The 18917-nt window shown below is 30.6% G+C and carries 14 protein-coding genes; all 14 read left to right on the top strand.

All coding sequences use genetic code 11. The features are described from left to right. The first annotated feature begins 11 nt into the window (after positions 1-11). Positions 12-863: a dTDP-4-dehydrorhamnose reductase gene (rfbD, locus tag JHK64_RS00230; RefSeq protein ID WP_199566986.1), complete on the top strand. Its 852-nt coding sequence runs from the start codon at positions 12-14 to the stop codon at positions 861-863. Positions 864-963: 100 nt separating this feature from the next. Beyond that, positions 964-2118, top strand: a complete 1155-nt coding sequence (cps2T, locus tag JHK64_RS00225; protein WP_199566985.1) for a beta 1-4 rhamnosyltransferase Cps2T — start codon at positions 964-966, stop codon at positions 2116-2118. After that, the gene (locus JHK64_RS00220) at positions 2108-3058 is read left to right on the top strand and encodes a glycosyltransferase family 2 protein (RefSeq protein ID WP_199566984.1); all 951 of its coding nucleotides are present in this window, start codon (positions 2108-2110) and stop codon (positions 3056-3058) included. Before cps2T ends, JHK64_RS00220 begins: the two co-directional genes overlap by 11 nt. After that, entirely contained in the window at positions 3042-3848 is an 807-nt protein-coding gene (locus tag JHK64_RS00215) for an ABC transporter permease (RefSeq protein ID WP_199566983.1), read from the top strand. Before JHK64_RS00220 ends, JHK64_RS00215 begins: the two co-directional genes overlap by 17 nt. Continuing rightward, entirely contained in the window at positions 3848-5062 is a 1215-nt protein-coding gene (locus tag JHK64_RS00210; protein ID WP_199566982.1) for an ABC transporter ATP-binding protein, read from the top strand. Before JHK64_RS00215 ends, JHK64_RS00210 begins: the two co-directional genes overlap by 1 nt. A gap of 2 nt (positions 5063-5064) precedes the next feature. Then, positions 5065-6789, top strand: a complete 1725-nt coding sequence (locus JHK64_RS00205; RefSeq protein WP_199566981.1) for a glycosyltransferase family 4 protein — start codon at positions 5065-5067, stop codon at positions 6787-6789. Further along, positions 6786-8546 carry a rhamnan synthesis F family protein gene (locus tag JHK64_RS00200; protein ID WP_199566980.1) on the top strand — a complete coding sequence of 587 codons (1761 nt, stop codon included), beginning with the start codon at positions 6786-6788 and terminating at the stop codon, positions 8544-8546. The genes JHK64_RS00205 and JHK64_RS00200 overlap by 4 nt, the downstream gene beginning before the upstream one ends. Beyond that, positions 8543-10117, top strand: a complete 1575-nt coding sequence (locus JHK64_RS00195; protein ID WP_199566979.1) for a sulfatase-like hydrolase/transferase — start codon at positions 8543-8545, stop codon at positions 10115-10117. Before JHK64_RS00200 ends, JHK64_RS00195 begins: the two co-directional genes overlap by 4 nt. 70 nt (positions 10118-10187) lie before the next feature. Continuing rightward, complete coding sequence (locus JHK64_RS00190) at positions 10188-10883, top strand: glycosyltransferase family 2 protein (RefSeq protein WP_199566978.1); 696 nt, start codon at positions 10188-10190, stop codon at positions 10881-10883. Position 10884: 1 nt separating this feature from the next. Beyond that, the gene (locus JHK64_RS00185) at positions 10885-11226 is read left to right on the top strand and encodes a DUF2304 domain-containing protein (RefSeq protein WP_199566977.1); all 342 of its coding nucleotides are present in this window, start codon (positions 10885-10887) and stop codon (positions 11224-11226) included. Next, positions 11219-12481 (top strand): MATE family efflux transporter, encoded by a 1263-nt coding sequence (locus JHK64_RS00180; protein WP_199566976.1) that lies wholly within the window; start codon positions 11219-11221, stop codon positions 12479-12481. The genes JHK64_RS00185 and JHK64_RS00180 overlap by 8 nt, the downstream gene beginning before the upstream one ends. Next, complete coding sequence (locus JHK64_RS00175) at positions 12468-13895, top strand: DUF2142 domain-containing protein (RefSeq protein WP_199566975.1); 1428 nt, start codon at positions 12468-12470, stop codon at positions 13893-13895. Before JHK64_RS00180 ends, JHK64_RS00175 begins: the two co-directional genes overlap by 14 nt. Before the next feature lie 191 nt (positions 13896-14086). Next, positions 14087-15808: a GBS Bsp-like repeat-containing protein gene (locus JHK64_RS00170; RefSeq protein WP_199566974.1), complete on the top strand. Its 1722-nt coding sequence runs from the start codon at positions 14087-14089 to the stop codon at positions 15806-15808. Between the two features lie 125 nt (positions 15809-15933). Further along, positions 15934-18780: a GBS Bsp-like repeat-containing protein gene (locus JHK64_RS00165; protein ID WP_199566973.1), complete on the top strand. Its 2847-nt coding sequence runs from the start codon at positions 15934-15936 to the stop codon at positions 18778-18780. Positions 18781-18917: the final 137 nt, after the last annotated feature.

Genomic DNA, 18917 nt, shown 5'->3' with positions numbered 1-18917 from the left:
AGGAGTCAAATATGATTTTAATAACAGGAAGCAAGGGACAATTAGGAACCGAATTACGCCACCTTTTGGATGAAAGAAATGTTGATTATGTTGCTGCTGATGTTAGTGAAATGGATATTACTAACGAAGAACAAGTCGAAGATTTTTTTGCTAAAGTTAAACCAACCTTAGTCTATCATTGTGCCGCCTATACAGCTGTTGATGCTGCTGAAGACGAGGGAAAAGAATTAGACTATGCTATTAATGTAACAGGAACAGAAATTATTGCAAAGGCTTCTGAAAAATATGGCGCAACCCTTGTTTATATTTCAACAGACTATGTTTTTGATGGTGACAAACCATTAGGAGAAGAATGGCTAGAAACAGATACACCAAATCCAAAAACAGAATATGGTCGTACTAAACGTTTTGGAGAAGAAGCCGTCGAAAAATTCTCAAGCCAATACTATATTATTAGAACAGCTTGGGTTTTTGGTAACTACGGTAAAAACTTTGTCTTTACGATGCAAGATCTCGCAAAAAAACATTCTCGATTAACGGTAGTTAACGACCAATTTGGACGTCCAACTTGGACAAGAACACTTGCAGAATTCATGACATATCTAACGGACAATAGAAAAGCATTTGGTTATTATCATTTATCAAATGATGCTGATAAAGAAACGTCATGGTATGATTTTGCTGTCGAAATCTTAAAAGAGACAGACGTTGAAGTAGTACCAGTAGACTCGAGCCAATTCCCAGCAAAAGCTAAACGTCCATTCAACTCAACGATGAGCTTAGAAAAAACAAAAGCAACAGGTTTTGTTATTCCTAGTTGGCAAGATGCTCTAAAAGAATTTTATCGCCAAGAAAAAAAATAAAAATGCTAAAAAAACAGGCTTTTGCCTGTTTTTTTCTAATCGCCAAAGAAATGAAAATATGATATAATAAAATGATTGTATTGTATAGAATGAGGTTATTATGCGACACGTTTTTATCCTTGGTAGTAGAGGCCTCCCAGCTAGTTATGGCGGTTTCGAAACATTTGTTGAAGAATTAATTAAACATCAAGTATCTCCTGATATTAAATATCATGTAGCTTGTCTTTCAGATGAGAAACAAGGAGAACATTTTGATTATTTAGGAGCTGATTGTTTCACAATAAAGCCACCTAAAATTGGTTCTGCGCGTGTTATCGCCTATGATATGATGGCCATTAACTACTCTTTATCATTGATTCAAAAACAACAGATAAAAGAACCCATTTTTTATTTATTAGGCAATACCATTGGAGGTTTTATTCCTCCTTTTGCTAAAAAAATAAAAGCTATTGGAGGGAAGCTATTTGTCAACCCTGATGGGTTAGAATGGAAACGGTCTAAGTGGCCAAAACCAGTTCAAATGTATCTGAAATACTCAGAAAAAATGATGACAAAGTATGCTAATCTTATTATTACTGATAACCTTGGAATTGACAATTATATTGAGACATCTTACCCATGGTCTAAAACCTCATTTATCGCTTATGGAACTGATACAAGACTGTCAAATTTAAACTCAAATGATGCCAATGTGATAGGTTTTTATCAAAAATGGCAAATAACAGAAAAACAATACTATCTTATTTTAGGACGTTTTATTCCAGAAAATAACTATGAAACTATCATTAGAGAATTTATGACCAGTCAAACCAAAAGAGATTTAGTAATCATCAGTAATCATGAAGGCAATCCTTATTTTGAAAGTCTTCGTCAAAAAACTCATTTTGATCAAGACAAGCGGATTAAATTTGTTGGCACCGTCTATGATAAGGAATTGGTTTCATATATTCGTGAGAATGCCTTTGCTTACATTCATGGGCATTCTGTTGGTGGCACTAATCCAGGTCTCCTTGAATCACTAGCTCATACTAATCTTAGTTTAGTGTTGGATGTTTCTTTTAATCGACAAACGGCTAAAGACGTTGTTTATTACTGGAAAAATCAAGAAAATGATTTAAAAGAATTACTAAATGAAATGGATAAAAAATCTGATTTCAAAGAACTTGGAACAGCAGCTAAAAATCACATCAAAGAAAACTATACTTGGGCAAAAATTGTCAAAGAATATGAGGAATTATTTTTAAGTGAACGTTAATATTTTGATGGCTACTTATAACGGTGAGAAATTTCTTGCTGAGCAAATTGAAAGTATCCAAAAACAAACCTTTAAAGAATGGACTCTTTTAATAAGAGATGACGGTTCAAGTGATACAACAAGAGATATCATCAATGATTTTATCAAAACTGATTCACGAATTCGTCTCATTCATCAAGATAAATTTGATAATATTGGGGTAATTAAAAGCTTTTATACACTTGTTAAACATGAACCCGCAGATTTTTATTTTTTTAGTGATCAAGATGATGTCTGGTTGGAAGATAAATTAGAAGTGACCTTAGCCAAAGCTAAAACTTATCCAACAAACAAACCATTATTAGTTTATACCGATTTATCGGTAGTTAATCAAGATCTTGAAATGATGGCTGAAAGCATGATAAAAAAGCAATCACATCATGCAAACACAACGCTTCATCAAGAATTAACGGAAAACACTATAACAGGTGGCACCATGTTGATTAATCATGAACTGGCTGAAAAATGGATAGTTTATGATGACATCTTGATGCATGATTGGTATCTAGCTTTAATAGCGAGTGCTACGGGAAATCTTGTTTACTTAGACCAATCAACCCAATTGTATCGACAACACGACAATAATGTTCTTGGAGCAAGAACATGGACAAAAAGAATGAAAAAGTGGTTGAAACCACACTTACTATTTAAAAAATATTGGTGGCTTGTCACAGAAAGTCAAAAGCAAGCCCATCATCTCTTGAATTTTAATTTGTCTAAAGAAAAAAGAGAGATGATTATCGCATATACTTCTTTACTGGAACAATCGTTTGTAAAAAGATATGCCATTTTAAAAAAGTTTGATTTTAAAAAGAATCGACTTTTTCATACCCTCGTTTTTAGAGGACTTATTCTTACAAAAATAGGCTACAGGAGAAAACAACATGACGTTATTTCGTAAAGAAAATTGGATTCTTTTACAGGAAATGGTAAAAACAGATTTTAAATTACGTTATCAAGGCAGTTTAATCGGACATCTATGGTCAATTCTCAAACCACTATTACTATTTACAATAATGTATTTGGTTTTTGTTCGTTTCCTACGTTTTGATGACGGCACTCCCCACTATGCTGTTTCTCTTTTACTTGGGATGGTAACATGGAACTTTTTCACAGAAGCTACCAATATGGGGATGATGGCAATTGTTTCCCGAGGAGATCTTCTTAGAAAGTTAAATTTCTCAAAAGAAATCATTGTACTTTCTTCGGTTGTTGGAGCTGCGATTAATTATTCTATTAATATGCTTGTTGTTCTAGCTTTTGCTATTGTTAATGGTGTTGCCCTTAGTTGGAAGTTGCTAATTGTTTTTCCGCTTTTTTTTGAAATTGCCCTATTAGCTACAGGAGTTGCTTTTGTTTTATCTACTTTATTTGTTAGATATCGAGATATTGGTCCGATTTGGGAAGTGATTTTACAAGCTGGTCTTTATGGGACACCAATTATTTACTCTTTGACATTCATTATAAATAGAGGACAAGTAACGTTTGCTAAGATGATGATGTTAAATCCTATTGCACAAATCATTCAAGATTTAAGGCATTTTGTTGTTTATTCAGGCAGTCATACTATTAGTGATTTAATTCAAAATCCATTTTTAGTTGCCATCCCTTATTTATTACCAATCATTATTTTTATTATTGGTTATATTGTTTTTAACAAAAATTCTAAGAAATTTGCGGAGATTCTTTAATGAAAACAAATGACATTGCAGTAAAAGTAGAACATGTTAGTAAGTATTTTAAATTGCCAACAGAGAGTTCTCAGAGTTTAAGAACGACTCTAGTGAATCGTTTTAAAGGTGTAAAAGGATATAAAGAGCAACATGTTCTTAAAGATATCAATTTTGAAGTGAAAAAAGGTGATTTCTTTGGTATTGTTGGACGAAATGGTTCCGGTAAATCGACCTTATTAAAGATTATCTCACAAATCTATTTTCCAGAAAAAGGTAAAATTACTATTGATGGGAAAATGGTTTCTTTTATTGAACTAGGAGTAGGGTTTAATCCTGAACTAACAGGAAGAGAAAATGTTTACATGAATGGTGCTATGCTTGGCTTTACAACTGACGAAGTGGACGCCATGTATGATGATATAGTAAACTTTTCTGAACTTCATGAATTTATGAACCAAAAATTAAAAAATTACTCTAGTGGTATGCAGGTTCGCTTGGCTTTTTCAGTAGCAATCAAAGCTCAAGGTGATATTTTAATTCTTGATGAGGTATTAGCTGTTGGTGATGAAGCCTTTCAAAGAAAGTGTAATGACTACTTTTTAGAGCGTAAAAATAGTGGTAAAACAACTATTTTAGTAACTCATGACATGGGTGCCGTTAAAAAATACTGTAATAAAGCTGTTTTAATTGAAGATGGTCTCATTAAAATGCAGGGAGATCCTGATGATGTTGCTAACCAGTATAGTTTTGACAATGTTAATATTGAAGATGTTTCATCAAAAGACAATGATGGCAGCAATAAGCAACAATTAGTTTCTGATTTTAGAATTAAATTATTGACTAAAAATCAAGTGTCACCTGATGAAGAATTAGTTTTTGAATTTTCTTATAATGTTTTATCAGATATTGAGACTCATGTAGCTATTTCTCTAATAGATTTAGATACTAACTATGGTTTATACAATGATAACTCAATTGATTTAATGACAGCTGGAACAGGTTTGAAGAAATTTATTTATAAGTGTTCTCTTCCATATTTAAACAATGCAAAACTAAAATTAGTTGCAAGCGTTAGAGATGATGAAAAAAGAGTTTTGGCTTTCAGTTCTGCTTCAGATTCACCTGTTTTCTTAATCAATCGTAAGGTTGAAGTGGATGATAAGTCAGAATTTGATGCAGCAACGGGTTTACTTAGAAGAAATGGAACTTGGAGTGACAGGGAAGGTCAGTAAATATGAAAAAAAATATTCTTTTTATTTCTCCAACAGGAACATTGGAAAATGGTGCTGAGATATCTATTACTAATTTAATGACATATTTGTCTGAATTAGGCTATAAGGTTTTCAATGTTTTTCCAAATATTAGCCATCCAACTCAAAAAAATTATGAAGAAAAAATGATAGCTCATAATATTAAATATTATAAATTGGATATTTTAAACTGGTGGTGGGAAGAGGCCCCGGGTATTTTACATGGTACAAAATTTGAACGCTCTTTTTACTATGAAAAAAATATCAATGAAATAAGAAATATTATTGTTGACAATAATATTGATATTGTAATTAGTAATACTGTTAATGTTTTCCAAGGAGCCATTGCAGCATCATTAGAAAAAAAGAAACATATTTGGATTATTCATGAATTTCCTAAGGATGAATTTGACTATTATACTGAAAAGATTGAGTTTATTGATAATTGCTCAGATGCTATTTTTGCAGTGGATGGACCACTGACAAAGAAATTAAAAGAATTGTTTCCTAAAACTACTACAATTCATTCTTTTATTCCAATGCCAAATTTTTCAACTTCAAAATTATCAGTAGGAAAGTCAATACGATTTATTTCTATTAGTAAAATTAATGAAAACAAAAATCAATTAGAACTTTTAACTGCTTATAAAGAATTGAATCGATTGGACATCCCTTTAATTTTTATTGGTGATTGGGATTTAGAGTATAAGAAAAAATGTGATGCCTATATTGAGCAATATTCGCTAACTAATGTTTCTTTTCTAGGAAATAAAGAACAGCCATGGAACTATGTTACAGATAAAGATATTTGTGTTTTCACTTCAAAAGTTGAAACGTTTGGTTTAGTATTTTTGGAAGCTATTAGATATGGTGTACCAACAATTGTTTCTAATAATGATGGTTACCTATCAATTTCAGAAATGTATAGAGCCGGTAAGATTTATGAGGTAGGTGCTACTGAGTCTTTGAAAAATCAAATGTTTGAGATTCTAGATGATTTTTCAGAAGATAAGCTAAGGGCTATTAAAGCATCTGAAGTACTAAAAGAAAATAATCCTGAACACTATTACTTATCATTAATAGATGGATTTGACAATGTCAATCGTAAAAATAAGGTAATTGATTCTCTTTCATCTGTTATTGGAAATTATAATCCCAATTACCAACCTTTTCAAACATCTGAAAAATTTGTGAGTGTTTATTTTTCAGGAGACAATAATGAATTCAGTGAAAAAACAGCTCTTCGAATTCCTTTGCGTTTTGAAGATACTATTATTATTCAACCTCCAGCTAAAACTAAGAATATTAGAGTAGATTTAACGGAAACACCAAACTTCTTTAAATCTTTTTCACTTGTTGATGCTTTTTCAAAACAACTCATTACACCAACTTTCTCAACGCATATTAATATAGAAAATATTATTATTTTTGATCATGCTGATCCCCAAATTATTTATAATGTTGAGCAATTTGAAGAACAAGAAATCCTTTTTTCTTATGAATTATTAAGTATATCTGATATGTTAAAAAATGATTATTTAGAAAAATTATTAACATATAAAAATAATAAATTATTGGAGATAGAAAAACAATGTCATTTTCTTAATGAAAGTAATAATGAACTTCAAAATAAATACAACGCTATTGTTAATTCGAGACGTTGGCAAATAACGACAAAATTAATCAATCTATTTAGGAGAAAAAAATGAATCGTTTGTTACTTTATGTTCACTTTAATAAAAACAATAAATTGAGCCCTCATGTGATTTATCAGCTTGAAAAGATGAAACCTCTTTTTTCAAAAATTGTTTTTATTACTAATAGTTCATTAAAAGAGCAAGACAAGACTATTTTACAAAGTAAGGGTTTATTCAATGAATTTATCCAAAGAGAAAATAAAGGTTACGATTTTGCTGCATGGCGTGACGGTATGGAAAGAATTGGTATGGATCATCTTTCAGACTATGATTCTCTAACAGTAATGAACGATACCTGCTTTGGACCATTGTGGGATATGGAATCATATTATAACTTTTATGAAGAAAATGATATGATTGATTTTTGGGGAATGACAAATCATAAAGCGGTTAAAACGAGAGAAGTATCAATTGATGAACATTTACAATCTTATTTCATTTCATTTAAAAAACGTTTGATGGAATCAAAAGTTTTTAAATCCTTTTGGAATAATATTGAATCTTATACAGATGTTCAAAAAGTCATTGATAATTATGAAACTCAGTATACTAAATTATTGACAAAAGCTGGATTTAACTACGCTTCAGTTCTAAATACTGTTCCTTTGGCAGATGATTTTTATCATTCTAATTTCACTATTCATTATCCTCATGTTTTATTACAACATAAGGTTCCTTTTATTAAAATCAAAACATTTGATTTAACTCAGCACTTATCACCCTATGTTTTGCAGGAAATAGAAAAAATATCAGATTATCCTATTGACTTAGTTCTTTCTCATATGAGTGATATTAGTCTTCCTACTCCAGCCTATCTTTTAGATAGAAAAGTTTTAAAAGATATAGTAAAACCTTATTCTAATACTAAAAAAGTAGCTATTCATTTACACACCTATTATGTTGATTTATTAGAAACTTTTTTAACGCAATTTGAAATTTTCAATTTTAACTATGATTTATTTTTAACAACGGATTCAAATGCTAAAAAAGAAACTATTGAAAAAATTCTAAAAGAAAAAGAAATTATAGCAACTGTTTTAGTCACTGGAAACCGTGGTAGAGATATTTTACCAATGTTAAAATTAAAAACGACATTGGCTCACTATGATTATATTGGCCATTTTCACACCAAGAAATCTCCAGAATATCCTTATTGGGTTGGAGATTCTTGGAGAGAAGAATTGTTCCAAATGATGCTAAAACCAGCAGAAAAAATTCTATCGACATTTGAGAATAATGAAAACTGTGGATTAATTATTTCAGATATTCCGACTTTCTTTCGCTATACCAAAATTGTTGACCCATGGAATGAAAATAAATTTGCTTCTGACATGAATGATTTATGGGAAAGAATGAATCTTGGAAGGTCAATTGATTTTGATAAATTAAATAATTTCATAATGAGTTATGGAACCTTTATCTGGTTTAAATATGATGCTTTAAAACCATTATTTGATTTGGATATTAAAGATGACGAAATTCCTAAAGAACCATTACCTCAGCACACTATTTTGCACTCTATTGAGAGAATATTAATGTATTTATCCTGGGCCAGAGGTTATGATTACAGAATTTCTAGAAATGATATTTATATTACTCCTTTTGTTGATAATACTGTCTTAAATATTAGACCAGATACACTACCAAATACTTACGTTAATTTTGATAATATAGGAGGAATTAAAGGCGCTTTTAAATATATTTTCTTAGGTCCAGCTAGTGCTATCAAATATATTATTAAACGTTTTATAAAAAAAGTAAAATCATGAAAAAATCTAAATTATTCTATTCAACCATTATTAAATATTTATTTTCAATAGTTATCACTTTGTATACTTACAGAGTGACTTCAGATTTAATCCCCATATTTGCAGGACTTCTTGAATTATCAATGATATTTTTTGTTTCCAATCTGCTTTTTAAAGTAAATAAATATATTGCTAATATTATTAATACTATATTGATGTTACTTTACAATATTGAACAGGTTATTTTAATTTTTGGTGGTTCTTATTTAACTTATACAATGTTAACAAATGTAGATTCGTTAGAAGCCTTGTCAGGGCATGCTATTTTGTATGCTTCTGGTTTTCTTATACTGTTATTTTTTAGCTTTTTGCCTATTTCAGAACAGCTAAAAAAGATAGAGTATCAAATTTTATCTTTTTTAGTCATTATTATAATAGAAATAAGTGTAGTTGGTCTGAAAATTTTTGAAAACACTCCTTTTACAAACTATTACTCTTTAGTTCAAATACATCAAGAAAGAATGGACTTATTAAATAGGATAGGAAACAATGAAGTTACTGAAAATTTTTATAAGAGCGAAGTTGTAAATGCTACTAGTAAACCGGAAAATTTACCAGATAATCCAAATATTGTTGTTATTTTTACAGAAGGATTATCTGAAAGAATTCTTCATGATGATAGAGGAATAATGGCTAATACTGTTCAAATTGAAGATGAGTCACTTTCTTTTGAAAACTATTATAATCATACTTTCGCAACATATTTGGGAATTAAGGGACAGTTATATTCTGGTTACCAAGCGACAAATTATGAAGACAATTATCTTATTGGTATGCAGGATGTTCTAAATGATAAAAACTACAATACAATTTTTATTAATACAGAACCAAATAATGGAGATTTCACAAAATATTTAAATAGTATGAATTTTGATGAAGTTATTTCTCCAGATTCTATAAAGACAACTGTTTCTGACAAAAAAGCTTATCAGTATTTGTTTGAAACAATGGAAGAAAAAGGTGAAGAAAACGTTCCTTTCTTTATCTCTATGTATACTTTCGGGACTCATCTTAGTCTAGATTCTGATGATGAAGTTTTTGGAAATGGGGAGAATCCAAATCTTAATAAGTTTTATAATTTAGATATTCAATTCAAATCATTTATTGATATGTTTAATCAATCTGAACTTTCTAAAAATACTATAATCGTTTTCACCACTGATCATGCGACTTATGTTGATGCTGACTATGTTAGTACTTTTGGTAATGACAGAGCTGTTGGTCATCTTGATAGAGTGCCTTTTTTCATCTATTACAAAGGAGTAATGCCACAAAAGATAGATGTTAATGGTAGAAATTCTTTATCACTAGTACCTACGATATTAGATTATATTGATATTTCAGAAGAAAACTATTTTCTAGGAGATACTTTGTTCAATAATAAAAGTACAAGCAAATTAGATACTATCTTTTCTTCTGAGGACTCTATATTTACTACTAAAGATTCCAAAATAGATTTTTTAAAGCCAGAAGTTAGGGATGAAATGCTAGATATAATTGAACAGTATTACACTTTTAAATTAATTAAATAAATCATGATTATTCATTAACTTTAACCTTGAGAATCAAAAAAAACTTCAAAGATAAAATTAGGAGAAAACTGTGAAGAAAATAATTCTTATTCCAGCCTATAATGAAAGTAGTAACATTGAAAAAACTATCAGTTCAATCGAAAAAGATGCTCCAGATTTTGATTATGTTATTATTAATGATTGTTCCACAGACAGTACTCTTGAAATTTGTAGAAAAAATGGATTTAATGTTATTTCATTACCAATTAATTTAGGAATTGGTGGTGCTGTTCAAACTGGATACAGATACGCTAAAAGAAATGGTTATGATATTGCTGTTCAAGTAGATGGAGATGGTCAACACAATCCAAGTTTTCTTTCGAAAATGCTTCAAGAACTGACTGAATCTAATGTTGATATGGTAATAGGTTCTCGTTTTATAAAAAACGAAGGTTTCCAATCCTCTTTTGCACGTCGTATAGGTATTCGTTACTTTAGATGGTTGATTAAATTGATGACTGGCGAAACTATTACAGATGCAACTTCTGGATTGCGTATGGTCAATAGAAAATTGATTGAACGTTTTTCATATAATTATCCGGATGATTACCCAGAACCAGAAACAGTAGTGGAAACACTGATTAATGGGAATAATATCAAAGAAATTCCTGTAATAATGAATGAACGAATGGGTGGTGTTTCATCTATTTCAATGTCTAAGTCTATTTATTATATGATTAAAGTGACTTTAGCAATATTATTTGTAAAATTGAGAGGAAAAAAATGATATGTCTAGTATAGCTAGAATTTTTGTAAGTATTTTAATATTTAGTTTTATTGTATGGGTGGTAAATCTCATTAAGCATGATAAACTTGCTATTCGATATTCTCTTTCATGGTTTATACTCGCTTTTTTCATCTTAATATTCACATGGTTCCCCAATTTTCTAAAATTTATTTCAAATTTATTAGGCATATATTCTCCAACAAATATGTTGTTTTTCTTTGGTTTTTGCTTAAGTCTAATGATTATTTTCTCTTTAACTAATAATATTTCTATTCAAAATCATAAATTAAAACATCTAGCTCAAGAAATTGCCTTGTTAAAAAAAGAGGAAAGAAATGAATAAATTGACATCTTATCAAAAAATGTTTTTTTGGAATATGATGGGAAGTCTTTCCACGGCTGTAATTTCTGTTGTTTTGCTAATCGTGGTTTCAAGATTCTTAAATACGGTTGATTCCGATAGTTATGTATTTGCATATTCATTGGGAAATTTATTTGTAGTCATTGGTCTTTTTCAAATTAGAAATTTTCAAGCGACTGATATTGAACAAAAGTATTCTTTTTCTATATACTTTTTAGCCAGACTATTCTCCTGTCTATTAATGTTTGCAATTACAATCATTTACTTGATGATGACTAATTATGATATCTATAAATCTCAAGTCATTTTTTATGTCTCATTGTATCGTCTCTCAGATGCTCTATCTGACTTATTTCAAGGTTTATTCCAGCAACATGAACGTTTAGATATTGCTGGTAAATCTTTAACATTTCGAAATTCTTTAATTTTTTTGATTTTTGCTGTTTTGATTTTTATGACTAGAGATTTACTTTTTAGTTTACAAATGCTTTGTATATCATCATATCTATTTATAGTGTTATATGATATCAGGAAATCGATTGGTTTTGATAAAGTAGATTTTACTGGACTTTTGTCAAAAGATTCATTTGTGAAATGTTTAAAATTAATGAATGAAACTTTGCCACTCTTTATAAATGGTTTTCTAATTATATTTATTTATAATCAACCAAAGTTTTCTTTGGAGACAATGACAAATTTGGGCAAAATAGCATTTGGCTCTCAAACGATTTTCAACATCTTATTTATGCCTGCATTTGTTATGAATTTGATGATGCTATTTTTTAGACCAGTTATCACAGAAATGGCCATAGCAATTGCTAAGCAAAGAATTCATCAATTTAAAATTTTGCAAAGAAAGTTATTCTCTAATTTATTTTTTCTAAGTATATTAATTATTTTTGGAAGTGGCATCATTGGAATTAAATTTTTGGAAATTCTATACAATATAGAATTAAAGGAATATTGGTTTTCATTAATTGTCATAATGATTGGAGGTTCAATAGGAAGTTTTGCAACCGCTATTGACAATATATTAACTGCAATGAGATTCCAAAAATATCTAATAATTCCTTATTCAGGAAGTTTTATCGTATCTTTACTATTTTCTAATAAATTAGTTGAAAATTTTCAAATTTTTGGAGCATCATTAAGCTTTATTACTTCAATGATAGTGTGGTTAACTTTATCAATAGTGGTATTCCAATTTGTAAAAAGGAGAAGTGATGGACATTTTTAAAGGTTTCTTTAAAACAAAAGATAAATTTTTGACATCTGTTTTAATAAGTTTGACATTTCTATTGTTTATTAGTGGTCTCTCCTCAATTTTTTTAAGACAACCTGCAACATGGTATGATGAGGAAATACACTATGTGAGAAGTATTCAGATTGCTAATGGTGATATTTTAAAAACACAAAAACAAGACAATACAAAATATGGTGGAAATATTTCTCAAACTCAAAATAAATTTATAACTAGAGCATTTAATAGTAAACTTTTTGATAAAGAAATTGAAGCAATTGAACCCAATTGGATGGAAGATTATGATTCTATAACGTCTAATGATAAAAGTATCTATAAAGTTAGTGTAACGGCTGTTAGTTATATGCCATTTCAATATTTTCCTTTTTCCTTTATTGTCCTCATAAATAAAATTTTACATTTGAATGTAACTACTGAATTTATTTTAATGAGACTTTCAGGGTTTTTGGTTTCTTTTGTATTATTAATTTTGGCGATTAGAATCATACCTTTTGGAAAATTAACATTAATATTGATTGCACTGTGTCCTCCTTTCTTCCTGAGTATGTCAAGTGTAACAGCTGATAGTTTTGTTTTTGGTATCACTTCTTTATTTCTTGCTTATAGTCTTAGTTTAATTTATAAAGCCATACAGCGAACCGATAAAATCACTAAAAATGAAATCATTACTTATAGCTTTATTTCTTTAGGGTTAGTTTTTGCTAAACCTCCTGCTTTTTTATTAGTTGCTCTAATGATTCCTTTAATTATTGTAGGGTTGCATAATAAAGTTCTCACTAAGAAACAGTCCCTATATTTTTTATCACTCATTTTATTTCTTGCTTTTATAACATTACTTTGGTTGTTTATAGTTAGAAATGTTGACAGTAGTCATTATTTTGGTGTGGCGGCTGATATTTCTAAGCAAGTTGCATTTCTTAAATCAAATCCTAAGACAGTTCTTATTTTACTAGTAAAAGAAATATCAAATTATAATTTTTTTGGAATGCAGTTAGGATATGCTGATTCGGCAAATTACATGCAATTACCTATGCTTTCTTCCTTTTTTATAGTCATTTCTTTGACATTAAGTACTTTTATTAGTGATAAAGTTATTGAATATGGTGATACTTGGAATAAAAAATTCGTTCTCTTTTTCAATTTATATAAAATAATTGGTTTTATTGTTATTGTAGGCATTACTTTTTTGCTTCTTTATTTACAATTTACTCCTGTAGCAGCTCCTCAAATTGATGGTGTTCAACCTCGTTATTTTTTACCATATTGGTTACTTTTGTTATCTATTGCACCTCAAAAAATTAATACAAATAAAAAGACGATCTCATTTATTGTTTTATCTGGATTAGTACCACTAATTTACTATTTTATTTTCTTATATATTCAGATATAGATAACACAATTTGTTATCTTTACCATTATCTCTAATCTTTGATTTATACTTTCTAAATATTAAAAGAGGTGTCTTCTAAAAAGACGCCTCTTTTAATATTACTCATAAAAACAAAATAGCTTTTCGAATACTTTAATGAGGAAATGATTTTCTCAACGAGAAACGATTTTCTTCCAAAAGAAAGGAGAAAAATGAATAAAAAGAAAGATTTAATACTAAGTTGTTGTTTCTTACTGTCTTATTTTATCTGTTTTACTACCACTATTTTTGCCAACGAAACAAATTCTGTTGATATTTATATTGATAGTATTAACAAATCATTAGGCACCTATGATGTTTTATTAGTTGAGCCATCTAATCAGAAAAACATCACTAAAATGAAAGTTGCCATTTGGTCGGATGAAGGTGGACAGGATGATTTAAGATGGTATGAAGCTCGCTATGATGATAATGGGAAAATGGTATTTCATTTTAATATTAAAAATCATAAATCTAAAAGTGGTCATTACATTACCCATGTTTATACTACTGATAAAAATGGACATGTAGAAGGGAAAAATCTTGGTCAAATTGCTTTTAACATTTCTAAGCCTAAAGTCGAAACAGAAGCAGATGGTTTTGTAATTTCAAACACGATAAATCCTACTAATGGTTATTTAATGACGGCCATTTGGTCTGATGAACGTGGTCAAGACGATCTTAAATGGTATCGTCACGATAGTGAAGGTGAGATAGTTGCTCCTTATGTCAATCATAAAGGTTTTGGAACCTACCATGCTCATACTTATTGGTTTAAAAATAGTTCATCTAGTTTTATTGGTTCTCAAACTCTAACATTAAACAAATCACAACTTAATTATCAAATGACTAAAATCAGAGATACAGCTTATCAAGTGACGATAAACAATGTCCCTCAACATATGAGAAATATTCTTGTCCCTATTTGGTCGGATAAGAATGGTCAAGATGATCTTAAATGGTATCAAGCGACAAAAATTGATGCAACCACTTATCAGGTAATAGTGCCTCTTAAGAACCATCGCTTTAATTTAGGACACTACAATGTTCATCTTTATGGAAGAAGTGATCTTTATACTGGTTTGAAAGGTTTACAAAGCACATCTGGTTTTTCTGTGGATGCCATTACCAGTTACGATAGTCCTCAAATGGGAAGTTCCATGACTAATAGTAATCAATTTTCAGTGACTGTGAATGAAACTGAACACTCAAAAGTCATTAAACAGATAAGTGTTGCAGTATGGTCAGATGCCAATCAAGGTAATCTCAAGTGGTATCAGAGTCAACATGCAAATAATGGTTCGTTTTTAATTAACGCTGATGTTAAAAATCATGCTAATAAAAGTGGTCTTTATCATGTCCATGTTTATATCACTTATAATGACGGTGAAACGAGAGGGTTTCCCTTATCGCAGGTATCTTTATCAGCAAGAATTGAAACAAGTTATGCTTACTTTTCACAGTATTATATGCCATCAAATTATCAAAACTTATTAACATATAAATCACCAACATCAAGAACAATATATGGAGGTTATGACAATATCGGAACAAGCTACAGTCAAGGGCAGTGTACGTTTTATGTCTACAACCGGATTAGAGAAACGCACGGACTTTCTGTTTATCGCTGGTTGGGTAACGGTCAAGATTGGGTGAATAGTTTGACTAGTCAAGGTTGGCATCGTAGCAATCAACCAAGTGTAGGGGCCGTTTTATCAGTTAAGGGAGGTCATGATTACACTTTACCACAGTATGGTCATGTTGCCTTTGTTGAACATGTTAATCCAGATGGCAGTTTTCTCATTAGTGAATTAAACTATAATGAGGTTCAAACAAAGGTTCATTGGCGAGTATTGAGACCACAATTTTATTATAGTTTCGCGAGTTACCAATAACAACAACCAAAAGTCTCTTTAAGAGGCTTTTTTATTTGTTATTTGATTAATATCATTGGCATTAATCTTGAAGAACCGTCCTAAAAATGCTAAAATAAAGGAAAAATTTGAAGATAAGAGGCCAAATGATGTTATTCTCAAAAAAGAAATGGACACTCATTCTACCCATCGCTACAAGTATTTTGCTATACCCTTCAACGGTTTTAGCCGAGGATACAACTGTTCAGGTAGAAGTCCCGAAAATAGAAGAAGTTGCTAGTATAGAACCATCAACTGATACAACCACTACTGAATCAAGTTCAGCCACAACGAATGGTTTAAATTCTTCTCAAGAAAACTTATCATCAGAAGAACCAATTTCCTCTGAGAAACTTTTAATAGAAGAATCTGGTTCTGTTGATGAAACACAAAATTTTGTTTCTGATGGTGAAGAAGTGGATTTTTCCAAAGAAAACCAAGAATCAATCAACAATGGTGGCACTATTAAAGAGGAAGAAGAAATTGCTGATCGTAAAAAGGAAGCACCTAGCACAAGTGGCTTTAGAGCAAAACCTGGCTCAGCTAATTCTCAAGTTGTGACCGATGTTTCAGAAGGAACAATAGGGTTACGTCTCCAATATCAAAGAGAAATTCCCCAACAAACAAGTATTTTATTTGCGGTTTGGACGGATAAAAATGGTCAAGATGATTTAAAATGGTATCGTGCCGAAAGAGGTGGTGTTGCCTATGCTAGTTATGAAAACCATAAATCCTATGGTCTTTATCATGTGCATACTTATGCCAACCAAAGTGGGCGTATGATTGGCTTAAATGCAACAACGATTACTATTAAAGAACCTGCCCCTAAAGCTCAAATTACTAAGGTTGATGACAATCACTATCGCATTAATGTGACTGATGTGCCTCAAACCATAAAAAGTATTGTGGTACCAGTATGGTCTGATAAAAATGGTCAGGATGATTTAAAATGGTATCAAGCCAAGCAATTATCACCAACTCAATACGAGACGCTAATCAATGTCAAAGATCATAAAAATGATTTTGGTTTTTATCATGCTCACCTTTATGGTTATAGCGAAATAACCAAATCACTTATTGGTTTAATGGCTACACCAGGTTTTAAACATGAGAATAAACAAGAAGATTTATACGCAAAAATTAGCCTTCAAAGTTACGATAAAAACAAAAGCAGTTTTAATGTAGCCGTTGATGCCAGTCAATCAACCAAATCCCTTCGTTATGTTAGGGTGGCGGTTTGGTCAGAAGCTAAAGGTCAAGATGATTTAAAATGGTATACACCAACTATTTCAAATAAAAAAGCGATTGCAAAAGTAGATATTGCTGATCATAGTAATACGAGTGATTATTATATTGTTCATGTTTATACTGATTACAGTGATGGTAAAACCATTGGGACTGATCTTGGTAAACACTATATTAATCGTCCACAACCCGTCAATAAAATTAGTTCAAAGTTAACATCACAAGGGATTGAAATTAAACTGACTTCTGATAGTGTTAAAGATTTAAGACAAATTCGTTTTGCTGTCTGGTCAGATGAAAAGGGCCAAGATGATTTAAGATGGTACGCAGCTAATGCTAATGGTGTTGCAACAGCTAACTATACTAATCACAAAGGATTTGGCACTTACCACATCCATACTTACCTTACCCAAAGTGGTCAACTAAAAGGACTAAAAGCTGATAAATTAACTATTTCTAAACCAAATATTAAGGTTGCTATTAATAAACTTTCCGCAACTAACTATGAAGTGGTTGTGAATGATGTGCCCCTATATATCAATGGAATTGTTACTCCTGTTTGGTCTGACAACAAAGGTCAGGATGATTTGAAATGGGAAAAAGCTGCTAAAATTTCTTCAACTAGCTATAAATCAACTATTGATGTGAGAAATCACAATTTTGATAGTGGTCATTACAGTGTTCATATATATGGTTATAATCAACTAGAAGCCAACCGTTTGATTGGTCTAGCTGGTAGTCCAGGTTTTAATGTGAAAAAAGTAGAGCAAGGTAAGATAACAGCAGTTGTTACCAATCATAAACCTAATGAGGGAACCTTGGATGTTCTTATTTCTGAAACACCAACCTCGCCAAAGATAAAATCTGTCCGTGTCGCTGCTTGGTCAGAAAGCAAACAAGAAAACTTATCTTGGTATGTTTCTGATAGTGTAAAAAACGGTCAAATTGTTATTAACATCAACCAAGCTAATCACCAGCATAAAAAAGGTAACTACACTGTTCATGCTTATGTCACAAATACAAAAGGCCAAGAAATTGGATTTAATTTAGGCAATCATGCTTTGAATTCTAGCATCAAAGGATCGGCATCACAAGGAAATTATGATGTGATTAATCGTGTGGTCTATCTTGATGCAGGTCATGGTGGAAGAGATCCAGGTGCTGCTTATTTTGGTCATTCAGAAAAAGAATTAACAACAATAATGCAAAACTTGGTGAGACAACGTTTAGAAAAAGAAGGCTATAAGGTTGTTACGACACGTGAATCAGAAGACGTTTATGTTGATTTACTAGATCGTTCAAAAAAATCTAACGCCTCTAATTCAGATTTATTCTTAAGTATGCATTTTAACGCATCAGTTAATAGTAATATTAGTGGAATAGAAACTTACATGTACCAATATTATCAAGAATATCCCTCACGTATTAATAAAATCTATCATAATAATCCTGAAAGATTAGCAAGAAGTCAAGTTTTGGCAAATGCTATTCAATCAGAAACGGTTAAGAGAACAGGTGCGCCAGATAGAGGAGTAAGACGTGAAACTTTTGCAGTTTTAAGGGAGACAACAGCACCAGCTGTTTTAGTTGAACTTGGCTACCTATCAAATCGTTCTGAAAATAACAAGGTTAGCCAATCTGCCTATCAAGTAAAACTTGCTGATGGGATTGTTGCCGGTATTAAAAGATATTATCGTACTTACCAATAAGAGATATGATTAAGCCATAAATAAAAAACCTTTCTTTGCAAAAAAATGGTAAAGAAAGGTTTTTTTCACGTTAATATTAAGTCATATTAAGCTGGTTTTATGTTATAATAGAAAGGAATTTAGACAAAGAGGTAAAG

This window comes from Streptococcus zalophi (assembly GCF_016481285.1).
Lineage (GTDB): Bacteria > Bacillota > Bacilli > Lactobacillales > Streptococcaceae > Streptococcus > Streptococcus zalophi.
The sequence above is the reverse complement of the archived record's forward strand: the minus strand, read 5'-3'. Positions and strand labels throughout refer to the sequence as shown.